Here is a 17,026-nt window from a genome sequence, read left to right on the forward strand (position 1 = left end):
AATTAATTGCAATATTTCAAGCAACTCAAAATAAGTATAGTAATCCGGTTTGATTCGGTGAATTTATTTGTGTAGGTAGGGAACAGGAAACAGGGAACAGTTAATAAGGGATAGATATGTACTGAATCGTGTTCAAAAATCAAATAGGAGTCCTATATTATTTTATATTAAATTAGCAGTCTCTCTAGCAGCTTCTCGCAGCCGCTGCACATCGCGTATTGGTGGCGCACCAAACAGCCGCTTGTACTCCCGGTTAAAGTGAGAGGCATCATCATAACCCACATGGTAGGCAGCACTGCTAGCATCAAGGTTTTGCCCCAGCATCAGACGGCGAGCTTCCTGAAGCCGCAGTTGCTTCTGGAACTGCAAGGGACTCATTGCAGTGACAGACTTGAAGTGATGGTGAAAGCCCGATACACTCATTCCCAGATCTCGTGCGATGCTTTCAATCCGAAGCGGCTGGTTAAAGTCTTTACGAAGTCGCTCGACGGCTCTGGCGATGTAGTGAGTGTAGCCTCCTAGAACGGCAATATGACGAAGCCGGCTACCTTGCTCTCCCATCAGGAGTCGGTAAATAATTTCCCGCTTAATCAGTGGTACGAGAACATCAGCTTCAGCAGGGGAATCTAGAAGCCTAACGAGCCTCACCGCAGCGTCTAACAGATTTGCATCCAATGGACTGACGTTGATTGCTTTTACATTAGACCTCTTGTTTGCTGAGGGATAGCCTGCTTCAACCATGACTGAACCGACAAGGGTGGGGTCGAGATCGAGACGCAGACTCAGGTACGGCTTTTCTTTGGACGCTTCCAGAATTTGGCTAACAATCGGAAGTTCGGCTGTCGCTAGCAGATAATGCATCGGGTCGTACTGATAGCGATCGCTGCCCAGAAGAACTTCTTTGCTGCCCTGAGCGATCGCACAAAAGGCAGGAATAGAGACACTATGAAGGCATTCCGAAGGCGAAGAGGAACGGTTGAAGTGCAATCCTTTGAGTGGCTCAATCGTCCCATCATTACGGATAGCCTGTGAGATGCGCTCAGTCAGCTCGTCTCTGTTGGCTTGCGCTCTGTCTGCTTCACGCTTTGCCTGCTGGTCGTTCATTAAATCTATATCCGCTTTTTCACTCGTTTTGACGGCTTTCATCTTTAAGTTTTGCAGGATTGTACAACAATCTTAGATGATTATTCTATTGTTCGCCTTTAATAATTCATAGAATAAAGCTAAAGCAATGAAAAATGATTTTAGCTAATTGCAGACATTTTGGATTTTTATTCAAGAAAAAACTCTGTGTTGATTGGGCAAGAGACTTGCCTGCTAGCAACCATACAGGGCATCAAGTAAAGGAATTAAGAAAATGGATATTAAAAGAAGTGGCTCACAGCCTTCTGCTAAAGGGCCAGCCGAGTATTTTACAGGCACTGTCCGCATTGACCCTCTGTTTGAGGCACACGATCCAGCACGCACTGTCGGCGCTAGTGTCACGTTCGAGCCTAGCGCTCGGACAGCATGGCATACTCATCCGTTGGGTCAGACTTTGATTGTGACGGCTGGCTGTGGCCTTGCACAACGCTGGGGTGGCGCGATCGAGCAAATTCGACCGGGAGACGTAATCTGGTTTGCACCAGGTGAGAAGCATTGGCATGGGGCTACGGCAACTACGGCGATGACGCACATCGCCATTCAGGAACAGCTTGACGGCAAGACTGTGGACTGGATGGAACAGGTCAGCGATGAACAATACCAGACACCAAACGTAAACAACTAGTAGCATTTATTCATGTTCAACGCGAAAGCCTATTCCGCAGTCAGTGAAACATCACAATATGGCACGCTCAAATCTGAATAACACAAGGTAGAATTTCACAGACCCATTGCCAACGTGCAAACTAAGAAACAGCAACTTGGAAGTCTCAGCGATCGGGTTTTACATAGTCAAAGAATAAGTACTCATGCATAATTAATTGTATATTGTCATTACAAGTGCAGCGAAGCGAAACGAAGTAATCGCAAGCGTTTAGGATTGCTTCACTTCGTTCGCAATGACCCAAATAATTTTGCATACCCACTTAATCGCAAATTACGTTCATAAATACTCATGCAGCAAAACTGCACTTTAATACTGGAGGAAACTTATGACTGACAAGCGGAAAGATTTGGGTGAACAGGATGTGCAGCTCACCGATGTCGCAGGTGACTTGGTAGAGAATGTGTCCGACTCCATCTCGCACAAGCTTCATCCTATGATCGAGCAGTATGCTCAACTGTTTAAGACGGGTGCCCGTACGCCAGTCTTGAAGCGTCCTAGCGACATTGGACTCGATTATGAAGATGTCTTTTTCCCGTCACTTGACGGCATTCCCCTAGAGGCTTGGTTCATTCCCGCTAATTCCGACAAGCTGCTGATCGTGAACCACCCGATGACCTGCAATCGCTACGGTTTTCCAGGGCATTTGCCGCCTTGGAACACGATGTTCGGCGGCTTTGAGGTGAATTTCCTACCAGAGTTGAAGCACCTGCACGACGCTGGCTACAACATCCTAACCTACGACCTTCGTAACTGCGGTCTGAGTGGCGAAGCAAACGGCGGAATTAGCGGTCTGGGGCTGCTGGAGTGCCGCGATGTCGTCGGCTCTATCCGTTACGCGAAGCAGCGAAAGGACTTAGCGGCGATGACGACTGGACTCTATAGCCGATGTATGGGAGGAAACTCAACCATTATCGCGATGGCGAAATGGCAAGAAGAGTTCACGCACATCCAGGCTTTGGTCTTGCTCAACGTCGTGTCCGGCAAAACCTTTATCGAGCGTGGTGCCGAGAATTTGCATCTCGATCCACAGAAGGAAGCCGCCAAACTGGACGAACGCCTCCGCGAACTAACGGGCTTTCGCCTCAATGAAGAAACCCCGTTGCCCTACGCGAAGTATGTCAAAGTACCCACGCTGATGGCACAACTTCGCCGAGATTTCCTTGTCCATGCGGAAAGCGATGGGCAAGCCATCTTTGATGCCTTGGGAGCGCAGGATAAGGAACTGCTTTGGATCGAGGAATCGAACCAGCGTTTTTACGCTTACAACCACTTCGGTCAGCATCCTGAGCGCTTGATTGGCTGGTTCGACCAGCACATGGGCAAAGCAACGAAAACGCATCCAGGGTAAGCGATGACAGCAATGGACTCTCCGACAAAGTCATAGTACGTCCTTAAAGAATCTGGCTCACCAATCCTGAAGAGAAGTATAGGCATGAATACTAGTCGTTTGGAAGCATTTAGCGACGGTGTTTTTGCAATCGCCATCACCCTGCTGGTACTCGAAATCAAAGTGCCACCCCCCGATACAGTGCTTGGGGCAGAACTCCTCCAACTCTGGCCGTCCTACCTTGCCTACGTAGTAAGCTTTCTGGTAATCGGCGCTATCTGGATCAACCATCACGCCATGTTTCACCACATCGTCCGGGTGGATGGAACGCTGTTACTGCTGAATGTCCTCCACCTGATGCTGATCGCATTCCTGCCGTTCCCAACCGCCGTGCTGGCTGAAGCGTTTCACCGGGGAACGGACGAACCGATTGCCGCTGCCTTCTACAGTAGCATCTTGACCGTGATTGGTATCTTCGTTAACGCCATGTGGCGGTACGCGGCTCACGAGTATCGGCTGATCGATCCTCACCTCGCAGCAAAAAAAGTACGAAAGCTCAGACGGCAGTTTCTTTTCGGGCCAATCGCTTATGCGATCGCCACCGTAGTCGCGTTGGTTCTGCCCTGGCTGGCGGTGCTGCTGTTCATCCTCCTCAACCTTTTCTATCTCTGGCCTCGCTGGGGCTACAGGAGTACCCCGTCTCCTATCGACGATTCTACGACGAGCAGCGATACTCCTGCGGAGTCGCTGCGCGATCGCAGTGAAGGCGACTGAACAACCGCGGGATCGACGAACAATCTCAGTTCCACATCAATAAAGAAAAACAATGCAAAAACGCAAACTTGGTAATAGCAATTTAGAAGTCTCAGCGTTCGGGCTGTATGGGAATGAGTTTTTTTTATGGCCTACCCAAGAACATCCAGGAGATGACTGCTCTGCTTAGGACTGCCGTTGATCGCGGCATCACATTCTTTGACACTGCCGAGGTCTACGGCCCGTTCCTAAACGAAGAGTTGGTGGGCGAAGCTCTCGCTCCCTTCCGTGGGCAAGTGGTCATCGCTACCAAATTCGGGTTCAACATTAGTCCTAATTCCGAACTGACTGCTTATCAGGACTTACGCAGAAATAACGTAACTCCGTCATTACGAGCGATAGCGAAGTAATCTACCCTAACGCTGGGATTGCTTCCCTACACTCCGTTCCGGTCGCAATGACAATATCGGCGTTGCGTAAGTCCTACTTATGAAGAAAAAAGTACAACTTGGAGGGAAACGATGCAAACGGTTGTATTGAATAACGATCAAAGGAGATAGAAATGAAACTGCTTGCGACAACAATCGTGTCACCTTTTCTGCTTGCTTCGGGTTTCTCTGCTGTGGAACAAGCACAAGCCCCATCGAAAAATAACGCACAAATAGTAGAGGTTAGGCGAAACGGTTCGCAGCCTTCCACTAAGGGGCCTGCTAAAAACTTCACGGGTTCCGTCCGTATCGACCCCCTATTCTCAGCACGCGAGCCGTCACGCACGTCTGGCGGTAGTGTCACGTTTGAACCAGGTGCGCGTACAGCGTGGCATACCCATCCATTAGGGCAAACTCTGATTGTGACGGCTGGATCTGGATATGTCCAGCAATGGGGCAGACCAATTCAAGAAATCACATCCGGTGATGTGGTGCAAATTCCGCCGGGAGTGAAACACTGGCACGGGGCTACGCCAACCACGGCGATGACTCACATTGCTATTCAAGAACAGCTCGACGGCAAGAACGTGGACTGGATGGAAAAGGTCAGTGATGAACAATATCGCAAGTGATCTCCGTGTCCGAAATTTTTGGGAGTCGAGATGCACGTCCTTGGCTTTATTACCCGGCAATAAATTTCTGAAAGCAAGGCAGACAAAGGGAATCAAGGACGCAACGGGCAGGGAAGCAAGCCCACTTCCTACCGATAAAAGTCGTATTGAACTTGGAACAGAAATTCAGACGCGCCTAGCAGGAAGTCCGGTTTATGGAGAAATTTATACTTTTGCTCCTGCCATCGATCAGTTTTTGAAAAGTCACCTGTTCGCAGACATCTTCGGGCGCGACAACCTGGACTACCAAAGTAGGGAGATTGCGACCATTGCAGCTCTTGCCAGCATGAAAGGTGTTAACTCTCAACTGCAAGCACATTTTAGAATCGGCATGAATACCGGACTGAGTGAGGCACAAATGAATAGCCTTATATCCGTTCTCAAGTCCAAAGTCGGCAAGCCTGAAGCCGATAATGCTGCTGAAGTATTGAATCAGGTTTTAAGCAATAAGTCTCAATAAAAACTTCAAACTGAAGGAGAAAAGCAGTGCCTCATATCAGCGTTAAGCTCTACCCTGGCCGATCAGAACAGCAGAAGGTTCAGCTTGCCGAGCAAATCGTCAAAGATGTTGTTTCCATTCTGGAATGCGGCGAAGAATCGGTTTCGGTAGCGATTGAAGAAATCAAACCTGGGGATTGGGCAGAGCAGGTTTATAAACCAGATATTCTGAATCACTCAAAGAAACTCTACAAGCAGCCAGGCTATAACCCATTCCAATAGCAACGAAACAAGGAAAACAATTCTGCAAAAAGGAGAAATAAGATGATTAAGGACAAAGTTGTGATTATTACCGGCGCATCTTCAGGAATTGGTGAAGCAACTGCGAAATTGCTTGCCAGCAAAGGCGCTAAAGTCGTATTGGGCGCGCGCCGTGAGCAACAATTAAAACAACTGGTTGATGCAATTAATAGCGGTGGCGGACAAGCAGTTTATCAAGTGATGGATGTGACTAATCCAGCTGATAACGCTGCGATCGCCAAGCTTGCCAAGGAAACATTTGGAGGCGTTGATGTGATTTTCTTGAACGCTGGCATCATGCCCACTTCTCCACTGTCTGCATTGAAAACTGATGAATGGAATCAAACAGTTGATGTCAATATCAAGGGTGTCTTAAATGGTGTCGCTGCTGTGTTGCCAACGTTTGTTAGCCAAAAGTCTGGGCATATTATCACAACTTCATCGGTTGCTGGATTAAAAGCTTATCCAGGTGCTGCGATTTATGGTGGTACGAAATGGTTTGTACGTAATTTCATGGAAGTTATACGTATAGAGTCTGCTCAAGAAGGAACTAACATTCGGACTGCGACCATTTATCCTGCTGCAATTAACACCCAGTTGTTAGATCAGATTACTGACCCAAATTCTGCTAAAGCAATGACAAAGTTGTATGAGCAACATAGCATCTCACCAGATCGAGTAGCCAATGTTGTGGCGTTTGCGATTGACCAGCCAGAAGACACCAACGTGAACGAATTTACGATTGGCCCAACCACGCAGCCTTGGTAAGGATGGTGGCTGATTGCACGCACTAATGTCATACCAGCAAGCGGTTAATCAAAATGAAATTACTCACAGCAACAATTTTGTGATTTGCTCTAATGCTGAGTCTGGGGCTTCATCTAGCGATCGCAGCCGTGACAATCGAGCTTGTTCAAAAGCCGAATGAATAATCATTTCAGCCAAAATTGTCTGCTGTACAATGATAAATTAGCGTCAAAACATCGCGCTTCTGCCCGATCTGATGTGTAGGTTATACAGATCATTAAGTCTTCTCGCTAATTCTGGGAATTTATCGCGTTATTATCCTTTATCTTGGTTACTCTTTATGAACCAACCTTTATCTAATAAAGTTGCCCTCGTTACCGGTGGCTCCCGTGGCATCGGAGCGGCGATTTGCCAAAAGCTGGCAGCCCACGGTGCCCATGTGGTAGTGAACTATGCCAGCAGTGCCGATGCCGCCAATCATCTGGTGGAGCAGATTCAGGCTGATGGCGGTAAGGCGATCGCCATCAAAGCCGACATGAGTGACCCAGCCCAGGTGATAAACCTGTTTGACGAAGCCGAAAAGGGTTTGGGCAAGGTCTCGATTCTGGTTAATAATGCGGGTGCGGCCATCCCCGGCAGCCTGGCCGAGATTACGGACGAGGCATTCGACAAGCAAATGAACCTCAATGTGCGAGGGGTGTTCGTTGCCAGTCGGGAAGCGGCTCGACGCATGGAGTCGGGCGGACGCATCATCAATATTGGCAGTTCTTTGGGCGAAGCGGTGCCTATGCCAGGGCTTTCTATCTACTGCGCCACTAAGTTCACCATAGCAGGTCTGACACGGGGCTGGGCGCGAGATCTGGGGCCACAGAATATCACCGTTAATTGTGTGGAACCCGGCCCAATTGATACCGATGCCAACCCCGCTGATAGCCCACAGGCTGACTATCAAAAGTCTGTCACGGCTTTGGGACGTTATGGCAAACCGGAAGAAGTGGCAGCACTGGTAGCGTTTGTAGCTTCACCCGAAGCCAGCAACATCACTGGAGCGACTCTACGGGTAGACGGCGGTTGGGGGGCATAGAGGAATTTTTGAGAATCATCAAGTCTGTATATCTTAATTGGAATTTAGTCATAACCTCTGTGTCTGCGATCGCAACTATCCCGCCCGATACTGTACTGCACCAGCTTCGATAAACAACAAATACGCCACCATGCCTAAAGTTCGTTTTTCTGAAGTCGGTGCAATAAAACCAAACTATGTAACAAAAAGTAAATAAGGCTCAAACTCTTTCTCCCCCTGGTTACTGAGCGTCTTGTACTGAGTTTAGCCTGAGCGTAGCCGTTCGCGCAGCGTCTCCGACAGGAGAAGGGCGTAGTCGAAGTAAGCCGAAGTATGCTCCCTGCTCCTGGTCACTGAGTTTCGACACTTCGACAGGCTCAGTGCAGCGCTGCGCGGCAGTTGAGCGTAGCCGAAACTCAATTAACGCGTAGCCGAAGTAAGCCGAAGTGCTGCCCTCCTGCGGTCTTAATGATAAGCCTTTTACCGAACATGATTATGATGGGTATTGTCGAAGAGCTTGGCTCGGAAGTTAACACGCTGAAGAAAGGTAATCGCGTAAATGACCAAATAATTGGTGATTGGTAATTATGTGGGTTTCAAACCCCCGCTAAATTGGAAATTTAGCGGTCTTCAAGACGTTCGCAAGCTGGCTACCGCTACGCTATCAGCGGTGGGTTCAAGCCCCCACGGATTATAATTGCGAATTGCGAATTGGTTGCTACGCTGCTTGAATAAAAAGCTTTGAGTGCGTTAAAGAGCATCCATGTATTGCTGTAACTTTTCTAACAGTGGCTGATATTCGAGTTGTTCAGCTAATTCTTGAGCATTTCGATAGCACGATCGCGCCAACTTTTTGCGTTTCGTCATTGCATACAGGTTGCCCATATTCACTAAAGTTGAACTTTCTCCTAGACAATCGCTCAATTCTTGATAAATTGCGATCGCTTGTTTGTAGAACTTTAATCCTTGCTTGTGTTGTGCAAGAATACTGTAGGTAAAACCAATGTTATGCAGGGTTGTTGCTTCACCAGAGCGATCGTTTAATGCTTGACGTGTCAACAAAACTTGATGATAAAGTATTAATGCTTCTTTAGGTTGCCCTAAATCGCTATATACAGAAGCAATATTGTTTAAAGTCGTTGCTTCACCTAGCAGATTTTTAGTGGCTCGTTGAATTGGTAGGGCTTCTTGCAGAAATTTGAGAGCTTGTTCAAACTTGCCTAAAGTGCAGTAAGCAAAACCAATCCCATTTAAAGTTGTGGCTTCACCAGAAAAATCTCCTAGCGATCGCCGCATTGCTAAAATTTGGTTTTGTAGCAATAATGCTCGTTTCGGTTCTCGCAATCTGGTATAAATCAACGCCACATCATTGAGAGTAGAAACTTCACCTTGAGTATCTTGCAATTTCCTGAAGATGAAAACTGCTTGATCTAAATACTCCAAGGCTTGAGAAAATCTTCCCAGACGACTGTAAGTAGAACCCAAATTACTCATAGCAGTTGCTTGGGCGCGATCGTTATCGATTTCTTGAGCAACCGCAAGCGCCTGATGAAAACACTTTAACGCTTTTTGAAATTGCCAGCAACCAAGGTGAGCCAAACCAATATCGTTCAATGTATGACCTTCTCTGGCTCGATCTGGAATGGCTCTAGCTAAACGCAAATTCTCGGTGGCTAAATTGAGATATTCTGAAAATTTTCCTCGCTGATAGTAGCGGCTGGCTTCGTGGCGACGTTGTTCCCATTCTTTGACTTGACTAAAAGGTTGCGTCATCTGACCTCGGTGGCACTAGAGATAAATAGATGCTTGGGCAGATACCTTTTGGAAATGAACTCCTCTAAGGTTTCCCAAATTTGAGTTAACCATTATTTTCTACCCTTAGATATAAAATGTAAATAGAGAAGTCTACCTTTAGATACAAGACTAAAATAAAAATACCTGCATAAAAGCAGGTAGTGTATGGATAAATCTAACTGAATCAAGAAAATTGCAGCATTAACAATACAACAAGATTTTGTAACTCATGTTTAGCCGTATATTACAGGACTTATACCATTTCACAAAAAATATGATGTGAATGTAGTAACACGGCAAGGGACTTCCAACTAAAAATATCCCGTCGCTGGGGTAGGCAGGGGAGCAAGTGGTCACTGAGCGTAGCCGAAGTGGAGCAGGGGGAAGACAACAAATATAATTTATTCTCTGGAAGTTCCCAAGCTTGTCATGCTACTACACCAAATCAGTTTTTTAACGCTAACTGAACCGTATTGTTTTCTATACTATATAGATGTCAGAGATGCTGCAAAACCTTGTGTATCATCATAATTTACCGTTCCAAACGAATTTGATCGCTACAAATGATTTATCTCAAGATTCTACGGACGTTGTACAACAAGTGTGTAAGGTTCAATGGAAAGTTGAAGAGTTTCACCGACAATTTAAAGCAATTGACTGGCATTAAATCATATCAGTGCCATACATATACTCAAGCACTACCAAAACAGCAGGAAGAAAATCATGTCAGCACTTGAGTTTCTCTTACTCGAAGCTAATCTTCCCGATGCAGAGATCGTGCAAGCCACGCTAAGAGAGGGCGGTATTAACTGTGAACTACTGCGGGTAGAAACTCGCGCTGATTTTATTAGAATACTGGAAACCGACGAAATCGACTTGATTTTGGCAGACTATGCCTTGTCTAATTTTGATGATGTTACGGCACTAACGATCGCCCGTCGCCTACGTCCTGATACGCCGTTTATTTTCATCTCTGGCAGTTTGGGCGAAGAATTGGCAATTGAAGCGATTAAACAAGGCGCGACAGATTATGTACTCAAGCAACGGTTAGGGCGGTTGGTGCCATCGGTACAGCAAGCATTGCAGGAAGTCCAGGAACTTGACAAAGATACTACCAAGCTCAAGCAAGCCGAAGCCAAATATCGATCGTTGTTCAACTCAATGGACGAGGGGTTTTGTCTGATCGAAGTTTTGTTTGATGAACGCGGACAAGCATTTGATTATCGCTTTCTGGAAGCCAATCCAGCCTTTAAGAAACAGACCGGACTCGTGGACGCAATTGGCAAAACCATGCACGAATTAGCACCGCAATACGAGGCACACTGGTTTGAGATTTACGATCGCGTCGCTAAAACGGGAGAAGCGGTTGATTTTGAAAACTGGCACGAACCCACCGGGCGTTGGTTTCGCGTTTTTGCCTCGCGTATTGGCAACGCGGGCAGCCATCAGGTTGTCGTCGTCTTTGAGGACATTAGCGATCGCAAACGCCAGGAGGCAAATCTCGCTTTTCTCACCGATTTGATGAGCGATTTTGCGCCGTTCGCCACTGCCGAAGAAGTCATGGAAATAGCGGGCCAACGCATCGCCGAACATCTCGATTTGTCGCGCTACTTGTTTGTTGAGATTTATCCAGAGGCGGGCGAATGTACCTATCTGCTCGAAAGCCGTCCCGACGGTCAGCTTGGCATTAGCGGGAGCTTCATACTCGCCGATTATCATACTGAAGAGGAACACCGTCTGCTTTCTACCGGACATTCGATGATCGTGAACGACGTGCGCGACGGAACACGTACACCCGAACAGATCGCAGCGTTTGAGGCGTTCGACATCAGTTCGATCGTCAATACGCCGTACTTAAGCAACGGACGCTGGGTTTTCGATCTGGGTGTCACGCGCAACAAGCCTTCGGTCTGGCGCGAAGACGAAATCGAGCTTTTGCGGGAACTCTCCGCGCGCCTCTGGCTCAGAATCGAACGCGCCTGCGCCGAAGCCGCCATGCGTGAATCAGAAATTCAGCGGATTCAAGAACAAGCCGCCCGCGAACAAGAACGCCAACGCGCCGAATCTCTAGCAGAACTTGATCGCGCCAAAACCCTGTTCTTTAGCAACGTCAGCCATGAATTTCGCACGCCGCTAACGCTATTACTCGCTCCCCTGCAAGATGCCTTGAGCGATGCGGTCAATCCCCTAACTTCTGCACAACGGGAACGGCTAGAACTAGCACATCGCAACGGCTTGCGTTTGCTGAAACTGGTTAACACGCTGCTTGACTTTTCTCGCATTGAAGCCGATCGCCTGGAAGCAAACTACGAACCCACCGACTTATCCATCTACACGGCAGAACTGGCAAGTGTGTTTCGCTCGGCAATTGAGAATGCTAATTTGCAGTTAGTTGTCAATTGTCCTCCCCTACCCGATCACATTTATGTTGATCGAGAAATGTGGGAAAAGATTGTATTGAATCTACTCTCCAATGCCTTAAAATTTACCTTCGAGGGTATCATTTCTGTCTCGCTCAAACCCATTAAAGAGGCAAGGGAGCAGGGAGCAGGGAGCAGGGGAGAAGAATTTTCCCCTCTGCTCGTTGAATTGACAGTCAGCGATACGGGCGTAGGTATTGCCGCTTCCGAACTGCCTCACCTGTTTGAGAGATTCTATCAAGTCAAAGGCGCGAAGGGACGCAGCTATGAAGGATCAGGCATTGGCTTATCTCTGGTGCAGGAACTCGTCAAGCGGCACGGCGGCGCGATCGCGGTTACGAGCGTAGTAAATCAAGGCACAACCTTCACCGTTACCATCCCCACCGGAATCGCCCATCTACCCGCCGACCAAGTCTGGGTTGCCTCGACCCTGGCATCGACAGCTGTAACTGCAAACGCTTTTGTTGAAGAAGCCTTAGGTTGGCTAGGTGAAGAAGGGGAAGCCCTTCGGCTTCGCTCAGGACGAGGGGGCAGCCCTTCGGCTTCGCTCAGGACGAGGGGGCAGCCCTTCGGCTTCGCTCAGGGCGAGGGGGCAGGGAGAACTGCACTTGATGAAAGCACAGAATTTCAAGCTCAAAGCTCGGAGGTTCACACTCAAAGCTCGGAAGTTCAAGCTCAAAGCTCGGAGGGTCAAGCTCAAAGCTCGGAAGTTCACGCTCAAAGCTCGGAGGGTCAAGCTCAAAGCTCGGAAGTTCACGCTCAAAGCTCAGAGGTTCACGCTCAAAGCTCGGAAGTTCAAGCTCAAAGCTCGGAAGTTCACGCTCAAAGCTCAGAGGTTCAAGCTCAAAGCTCGGAAGTTCAAGCTCAAAGCTCGGAAGTTCACGCTCAAAGCTCAGAGGTTCAAGCTCAAAGCTCGGAAGTTCACGCTCAAAGCTCAGAGGTTCAAGCCCCATCCCAGTCTTCCCCCTTGCTCCCTGCTCCCTGCCCCCCTGCCTCCTGCCCCCTGCCCCCTGCCTCCAGCGGCGCTCAAAGCTCCAAGAGGGCGCGTATTCTTGTAGTAGATGACAACGCCGATATGCGCGGCTACCTCAGGCGGTTATTAAACCAGTACTATGAGGTGGAAACTGCAAATGACGGGTTAGCCGCCCTGATGGCAATTCGGCGTGGTGGAAGTGCTATCTATGACTTGGTGTTAGCAGATGTGATGATGCCCAAAATGAATGGCTTTGAGTTGGTGCGATCGCTACGGGCTTTACCAAATACCCAGACAATACCGATTATTTTGCTCTCTGCCCGTGCTGGTGAAGAATCACGGGTGGAGGGTTTAGAAATTGGGGCAGATGACTACTTAATTAAACCCTTCTCGGCACGAGAATTATTAGCGCGAGTCAATGCCAACCTGCAACTGGCACAACTGCGACGCGAAGCGGTCAACCGCGAACAGGTAATGCAAGCGGTACAAACGCTCAACGAAGGCTTAGAGCAACAAGTGAAAGCTCGGACTGCTCAACTAGAAGCCATTAACCAAGAACTAGAGGCGTTTTCTTCTTCGGTATCCCACGACTTGCGAACGCCGCTACGCTACATCAGCAGCTTTGCCGAACGATTGCAAGGCAAGCTCAATCCAACCCTCGTCGATGCATCCAGTTGGCAGACTCTCAACATTATCATCCAATCTGCGCTTCAGGCAGAAAAAATGGTAGACGACCTGCTGGAATTTTCCCGCCTAGGGAAGACAGAAATGCACTTGACTACTGTTAATATCAGTCAATTGGTGCAGCAAGTGCAAGCACAATTGCAGCCAGAACTAATCGGGCGATCGCTCCACTGGGAAGTTGAGCCATTGGCAACGGTAGAAGCTGACCCAATACTGCTGCGGCTAGTTCTGCAAAATTTGCTATCGAATGCCGTCAAGTACAGCCGTAATAACACTGAAGCCGCCATCACAATTGGTAGGATTGAACAGGAGCAAGAAGTGGTATTCTTTGTCAAAGACAATGGTGCAGGGTTCGACATGAAATATCATGATCGACTATTTAGTATATTTCAACGGTTGCATCCGCAGGAGGAGTTTGCTGGAACCGGAGTCGGACTTGCCACCGTACGCCGGATCATTCATCGACATGGCGGACGCATTTGGGCAGAAGGCGCAATCGACCAGGGCGCAACGTTCTACTTTTCGCTCCCGAAACATGAGGGATAGTCATGACAAGACTGCGGTTTCTTTTGCTCGAAGACAATCCCCTTGATGCAGAGGTGATAAATCTGACACTGACCGATGGTAGCGTTGAATGTGAACTGCTGCGAGTGGAAACTCGCGCTGAGTTTGTCAGGGCATTAGAAACCAATACGTTCGATTTGATTTTGGCAGACTATGCTTTGCCCGGTTTTGATGGCATTTCTGCCTTGGGCATTGTTCAAAACCTGTGTCCTGACACGCCTTTTATTTTCGTCTCTGGCAGTATGGGCGAAGAATTGGCGATTGAAGCGCTGAAGTTGGGGGCCACCGACTATGTGCTGAAGCGCAACTTAGGGCGGTTAGTGTCTAGTGTCCAACGAGCGCTGCGAGAAACCCAAGAAAAGCGCGATCGCGCCTTTGCCGAAGCCGCACTGCACCAAAGCGAAGCCCGCTTGCGTCAAGTTGCAGCCAACCTGCCCAATGGCGCTGTATTCATTGTGGATCAAGATTTACGCTACCTGCTGGCAGAAGGCGAAGCGCTGGAGCAAGCCGGCATGACTACTGAAAACTTTGTCGGCAAAACACTCTGGGAAGCCCTCGAACCCGCCCTGGCAGCCAGCTACGAACCCTACTTCCGTCAAGCTCTCAATGGCGAATCGTTTTCCTTAGAACACAATAGCCACGGTCGGTACTATATCTCTCATGGCACACCTTTACGTAACGATCGCGGTGAAGTTGATGCTGTGCTGGCAATGTCCTACGACATTAGCGATCGCAAAAAAACCGAAATTGCCCTCAAACAAAGTGAAGCTCGCTTTCGGTTAATGATGGCAAGTGCAAAGGAATATGCCATTTTCACCCTCGATCTCAATGCTGCGATCATCAGTTGGAGTGCTGGGGCTGAATACTTGTTCCAGTATTCAGAAGCAGAAATGATTGGCTGTGACAGTCGCATCCTTTACACTCTTGAAAATAACCTCCAAGACCGCGTGGGGTGGGAATTGCAAGTTGCCCAAACTCAAGGACAGGCAGAAAATGAGTGTTGGCATATCCGAAAAGACGGTAGTCGCTTTTGGGGTAGCGGCCTGGTGATGCCCTTACGCAATGAAGCCGACGACGTGCAAGGATTTATTAAAATCATGCGCGATGTCACCTCACAGCGGCAAGCTGACGAACGCTTGCGGTTGCTCTATGAAATCACCAGCGATCTCCTGGAGGTCGAGCAACCGATGACGCTAATGCACAATTTATTTAGTAAACTCGCACCCCAGCTAGGGTTAGACTATTACTACAACTACATCGTCGAGTCAAAAGACAACCGCCCCATCCTGCATTTGCAAAACCATCACGGCATTACTCAAGAGATGGCAGAGGCGTTTGAGTGGGTTGAGTTCGGTGAATCCCTCTGTGGATTGGTCGCTCAAGAACGCCAGCAAATCGTTCTCGACCGCGCCCAAATTGCCACTCATCCTCATGCTCAAGCCGTCCGCAACCTGAGTGCCACTACTTATATTGGTCAACCGTTAATTGTCCAAGAACGGTTATTGGGAATCATCTCATTTGGTAGCCGTACTCGCACTCGCTTTACCTCAGAAGAAATCAATTTGCTGCAATTGATTGGTGAGCAGATGGCGATCGCCCTCGACCGAGCAAACTTAATTATCTCGATTCAGCAACACGCACAACAGTTACAACGAGCTAACCAAATTAAAGACGAGTTTTTAGCGGTGCTGTCTCATGAGTTGCGATCGCCCCTCAACCCCATCTTGGGCTGGGCACAACTGCTGCAAAAAGGCAAGTTCGATACCGTCCGTCAACGCGAAGCACTACTAACGATTGAGCGTAACGCCAAACTGCAATCACAATTAATTGAAGACTTGCTCGACGTTTCGCGGATTATGCAGGGCAAGCTGTCGTTAACGGTGGTTCCCCTTAATTTAACCTCTGTTATTTCTGCTGCCGTGGAAACAGTGCGTTTAGCAGCACAAAAAAAGAATATTCGGTTACAAATTAATCTAGAGCCGACTGCACCTATCTCTGGTGATGCTGCCCGCTTGCAACAAGTGGTGTGGAACTTGCTGACCAATGCCGTCAAATTTACACCAGATTATGGACAAGTAATCGTTGAATTAAGGCAAATTGATCGACTGGCTCAAATTCGGGTGATTGATACAGGCAAAGGCATTCAACCGGAATTTATACCATACGTGTTTGATTATTTCCAGCAACAGGATAGTTCAACGACACGCAGATTTGGTGGCTTAGGTTTAGGGCTGGCGATCGTCCACCAAATTGTAGAACTGCACAGTGGCACAGTCAAGGCAGAAAGCTTGGGTGAGAATCAAGGTGCAACCTTTACAGTCCAAATACCAATCTTAAACCAGTCAGTATTAACTGTACTTAAGCCAGCCGACGCTAAAACATCAAGCGCCCAGACTCCCTTATTAAGTAACCTGCAAATTTTGCTTGTAGATGATGATACTGATACTCGCAAGTTTGAAGCATTTTTGCTAGAACAAAGTGGTGCAAAGGTGACAGCCGTAGCGTCTGGGCTAGAAGCATTGCAAGTACTTGATAGTTTCATTCCTGATTTAATTGTGAGTGATATAGGCATGGCTCAGATGGATGGCTATATGCTAATGGAACAAATTCGTTCACGCCCACCCAATCAGGGAGGAACGATGCCGGCGATCGCATTAACTGCCTATGCCGGAGATCTTGACCAAAAAAAAGCCCTAACTGCTGGTTTTCAAGCTCATATTAGCAAACCATTAGAACCAAAAGAGTTAGTGAAGAAAATTCTCAACCTAATAGAACACAACTAAATACCAATTCAAAATTCATTAAAAGCGACGGAAACTCCATTCCCGGACTTCGTCCCGCTTCGCTAACGTGGGTGGCTACGGTGTACACAGAAGCCTTAAAATCCTACCTAAAACCGGGTTTTGAACTATGCGATAAATCTCTCATATCATGTCCACATAATTATACCAATTCAAAAAATGTTTGCGACACATGTAGTAGCATGACAAGCTTAAAATGTTGGGTAAAGCGATCGCTAAAACTTAATGATTTAGAGATTTTACAGATTCAATC

General features: G+C 47.9%; 13 protein-coding genes and 2 pseudogenes. 13 read left to right on the forward strand and 2 right to left on the reverse strand.

Annotated elements, in window-relative coordinates:
• Positions 1-162 precede the first annotated feature (162 nt).
• Positions 163-1,146, reverse strand: a complete 984-nt coding sequence (locus tag QI031_RS20425) for an AraC family transcriptional regulator (RefSeq protein WP_281481485.1) — start codon at positions 1,144-1,146, stop codon at positions 163-165.
• 211 nt (positions 1,147-1,357) lie between these two features.
• Here QI031_RS20425 and QI031_RS20430 point away from each other — a divergent pair, with 211 nt between their 5' ends.
• The 9 genes from QI031_RS20430 (at position 1,358) to QI031_RS20470 (ending at position 7,558) form a co-directional block, all read left to right on the forward strand.
• Positions 1,358-1,768 carry a (R)-mandelonitrile lyase gene (locus QI031_RS20430; protein ID WP_281481486.1) on the forward strand — a complete coding sequence of 137 codons (411 nt, stop codon included), beginning with the start codon at positions 1,358-1,360 and terminating at the stop codon, positions 1,766-1,768.
• A gap of 367 nt (positions 1,769-2,135) precedes the next feature.
• Positions 2,136-3,158, forward strand: a complete 1,023-nt coding sequence (locus tag QI031_RS20435) for an alpha/beta hydrolase (RefSeq protein ID WP_281481487.1) — start codon at positions 2,136-2,138, stop codon at positions 3,156-3,158.
• An 84-nt stretch (positions 3,159-3,242) separates the two neighbouring features.
• The gene (locus tag QI031_RS20440) at positions 3,243-3,911 is read left to right on the forward strand and encodes a TMEM175 family protein (RefSeq protein ID WP_281481488.1); all 669 of its coding nucleotides are present in this window, start codon (positions 3,243-3,245) and stop codon (positions 3,909-3,911) included.
• Positions 3,912-4,063: 152 nt separating this feature from the next.
• The gene (locus tag QI031_RS20445) at positions 4,064-4,300 is read left to right on the forward strand and encodes an aldo/keto reductase (protein ID WP_281486085.1); all 237 of its coding nucleotides are present in this window, start codon (positions 4,064-4,066) and stop codon (positions 4,298-4,300) included.
• A 152-nt stretch (positions 4,301-4,452) separates the two neighbouring features.
• A complete protein-coding gene (locus QI031_RS20450; protein WP_281481489.1) occupies positions 4,453-4,950 on the forward strand; it encodes a (R)-mandelonitrile lyase in 498 nt (165 codons plus the stop codon).
• Between the two features lie 40 nt (positions 4,951-4,990).
• Entirely contained in the window at positions 4,991-5,449 is a 459-nt protein-coding gene (locus QI031_RS20455) for a carboxymuconolactone decarboxylase family protein (protein WP_281481490.1), read from the forward strand.
• A 26-nt stretch (positions 5,450-5,475) separates the two neighbouring features.
• Positions 5,476-5,709: a tautomerase family protein gene (locus tag QI031_RS20460; protein ID WP_281481491.1), complete on the forward strand. Its 234-nt coding sequence runs from the start codon at positions 5,476-5,478 to the stop codon at positions 5,707-5,709.
• A gap of 42 nt (positions 5,710-5,751) precedes the next feature.
• Positions 5,752-6,495, forward strand: a complete 744-nt coding sequence (locus QI031_RS20465) for an SDR family oxidoreductase (protein WP_281481492.1) — start codon at positions 5,752-5,754, stop codon at positions 6,493-6,495.
• A 319-nt stretch (positions 6,496-6,814) separates the two neighbouring features.
• The gene (locus QI031_RS20470) at positions 6,815-7,558 is read left to right on the forward strand and encodes an SDR family NAD(P)-dependent oxidoreductase (protein WP_281481493.1); all 744 of its coding nucleotides are present in this window, start codon (positions 6,815-6,817) and stop codon (positions 7,556-7,558) included.
• A 729-nt stretch (positions 7,559-8,287) separates the two neighbouring features.
• Here the strand turns inward: QI031_RS20470 and QI031_RS20475 are convergent.
• On the reverse strand, positions 8,288-9,310 hold the full coding sequence (locus QI031_RS20475; RefSeq protein ID WP_281481494.1) for a tetratricopeptide repeat protein: 1,023 nt from the start codon (positions 9,308-9,310) through the stop codon (positions 8,288-8,290).
• 562 nt (positions 9,311-9,872) lie between these two features.
• Between QI031_RS20475 and QI031_RS20480 the strand changes: the two are divergent.
• From QI031_RS20480 to QI031_RS20495, 4 genes and pseudogenes are all read left to right on the forward strand, one after another.
• Positions 9,873-10,011: pseudogene (locus QI031_RS20480) on the forward strand (IS701 family transposase); the annotation flags it as partial.
• A 43-nt stretch (positions 10,012-10,054) separates the two neighbouring features.
• Positions 10,055-10,774 (forward strand): annotated as a pseudogene (locus QI031_RS31750) (response regulator); the annotation flags it as partial.
• 321 nt (positions 10,775-11,095) lie between these two features.
• The gene (locus tag QI031_RS20490) at positions 11,096-13,954 is read left to right on the forward strand and encodes an ATP-binding protein (protein ID WP_281481497.1); all 2,859 of its coding nucleotides are present in this window, start codon (positions 11,096-11,098) and stop codon (positions 13,952-13,954) included.
• Between the two features lie 2 nt (positions 13,955-13,956).
• Positions 13,957-16,755: a response regulator gene (locus QI031_RS20495; RefSeq protein WP_281481498.1), complete on the forward strand. Its 2,799-nt coding sequence runs from the start codon at positions 13,957-13,959 to the stop codon at positions 16,753-16,755.
• Positions 16,756-17,026: the final 271 nt, after the last annotated feature.

Origin of the sequence: Halotia branconii CENA392, assembly GCF_029953635.1 — a bacterium.
Lineage (GTDB): Bacteria > Cyanobacteriota > Cyanobacteriia > Cyanobacteriales > Nostocaceae > Halotia > Halotia branconii.

Bases quoted from the DNA above. Each gene is read 5' to 3' on its own strand.
- QI031_RS20425 (WP_281481485.1), bottom strand. From the start codon at position 1,146: ATGAAAGCCGTCAAAACGAGTGAAAAAGCGGATATAGATTTAATGAAC.
- QI031_RS20430 (WP_281481486.1), top strand. From the start codon at position 1,358: ATGGATATTAAAAGAAGTGGCTCACAGCCTTCTGCTAAAGGGCCAGCC.
- QI031_RS20435 (WP_281481487.1), top strand. From the start codon at position 2,136: ATGACTGACAAGCGGAAAGATTTGGGTGAACAGGATGTGCAGCTCACC.
- QI031_RS20440 (WP_281481488.1), top strand. From the start codon at position 3,243: ATGAATACTAGTCGTTTGGAAGCATTTAGCGACGGTGTTTTTGCAATC.
- QI031_RS20445 (WP_281486085.1), top strand. From the start codon at position 4,064: ATGACTGCTCTGCTTAGGACTGCCGTTGATCGCGGCATCACATTCTTT.
- QI031_RS20450 (WP_281481489.1), top strand. From the start codon at position 4,453: ATGAAACTGCTTGCGACAACAATCGTGTCACCTTTTCTGCTTGCTTCG.
- QI031_RS20465 (WP_281481492.1), top strand. From the start codon at position 5,752: ATGATTAAGGACAAAGTTGTGATTATTACCGGCGCATCTTCAGGAATT.
- QI031_RS20470 (WP_281481493.1), top strand. From the start codon at position 6,815: ATGAACCAACCTTTATCTAATAAAGTTGCCCTCGTTACCGGTGGCTCC.
- QI031_RS20475 (WP_281481494.1), bottom strand. From the start codon at position 9,310: ATGACGCAACCTTTTAGTCAAGTCAAAGAATGGGAACAACGTCGCCAC.
- QI031_RS20495 (WP_281481498.1), top strand. From the start codon at position 13,957: ATGACAAGACTGCGGTTTCTTTTGCTCGAAGACAATCCCCTTGATGCA.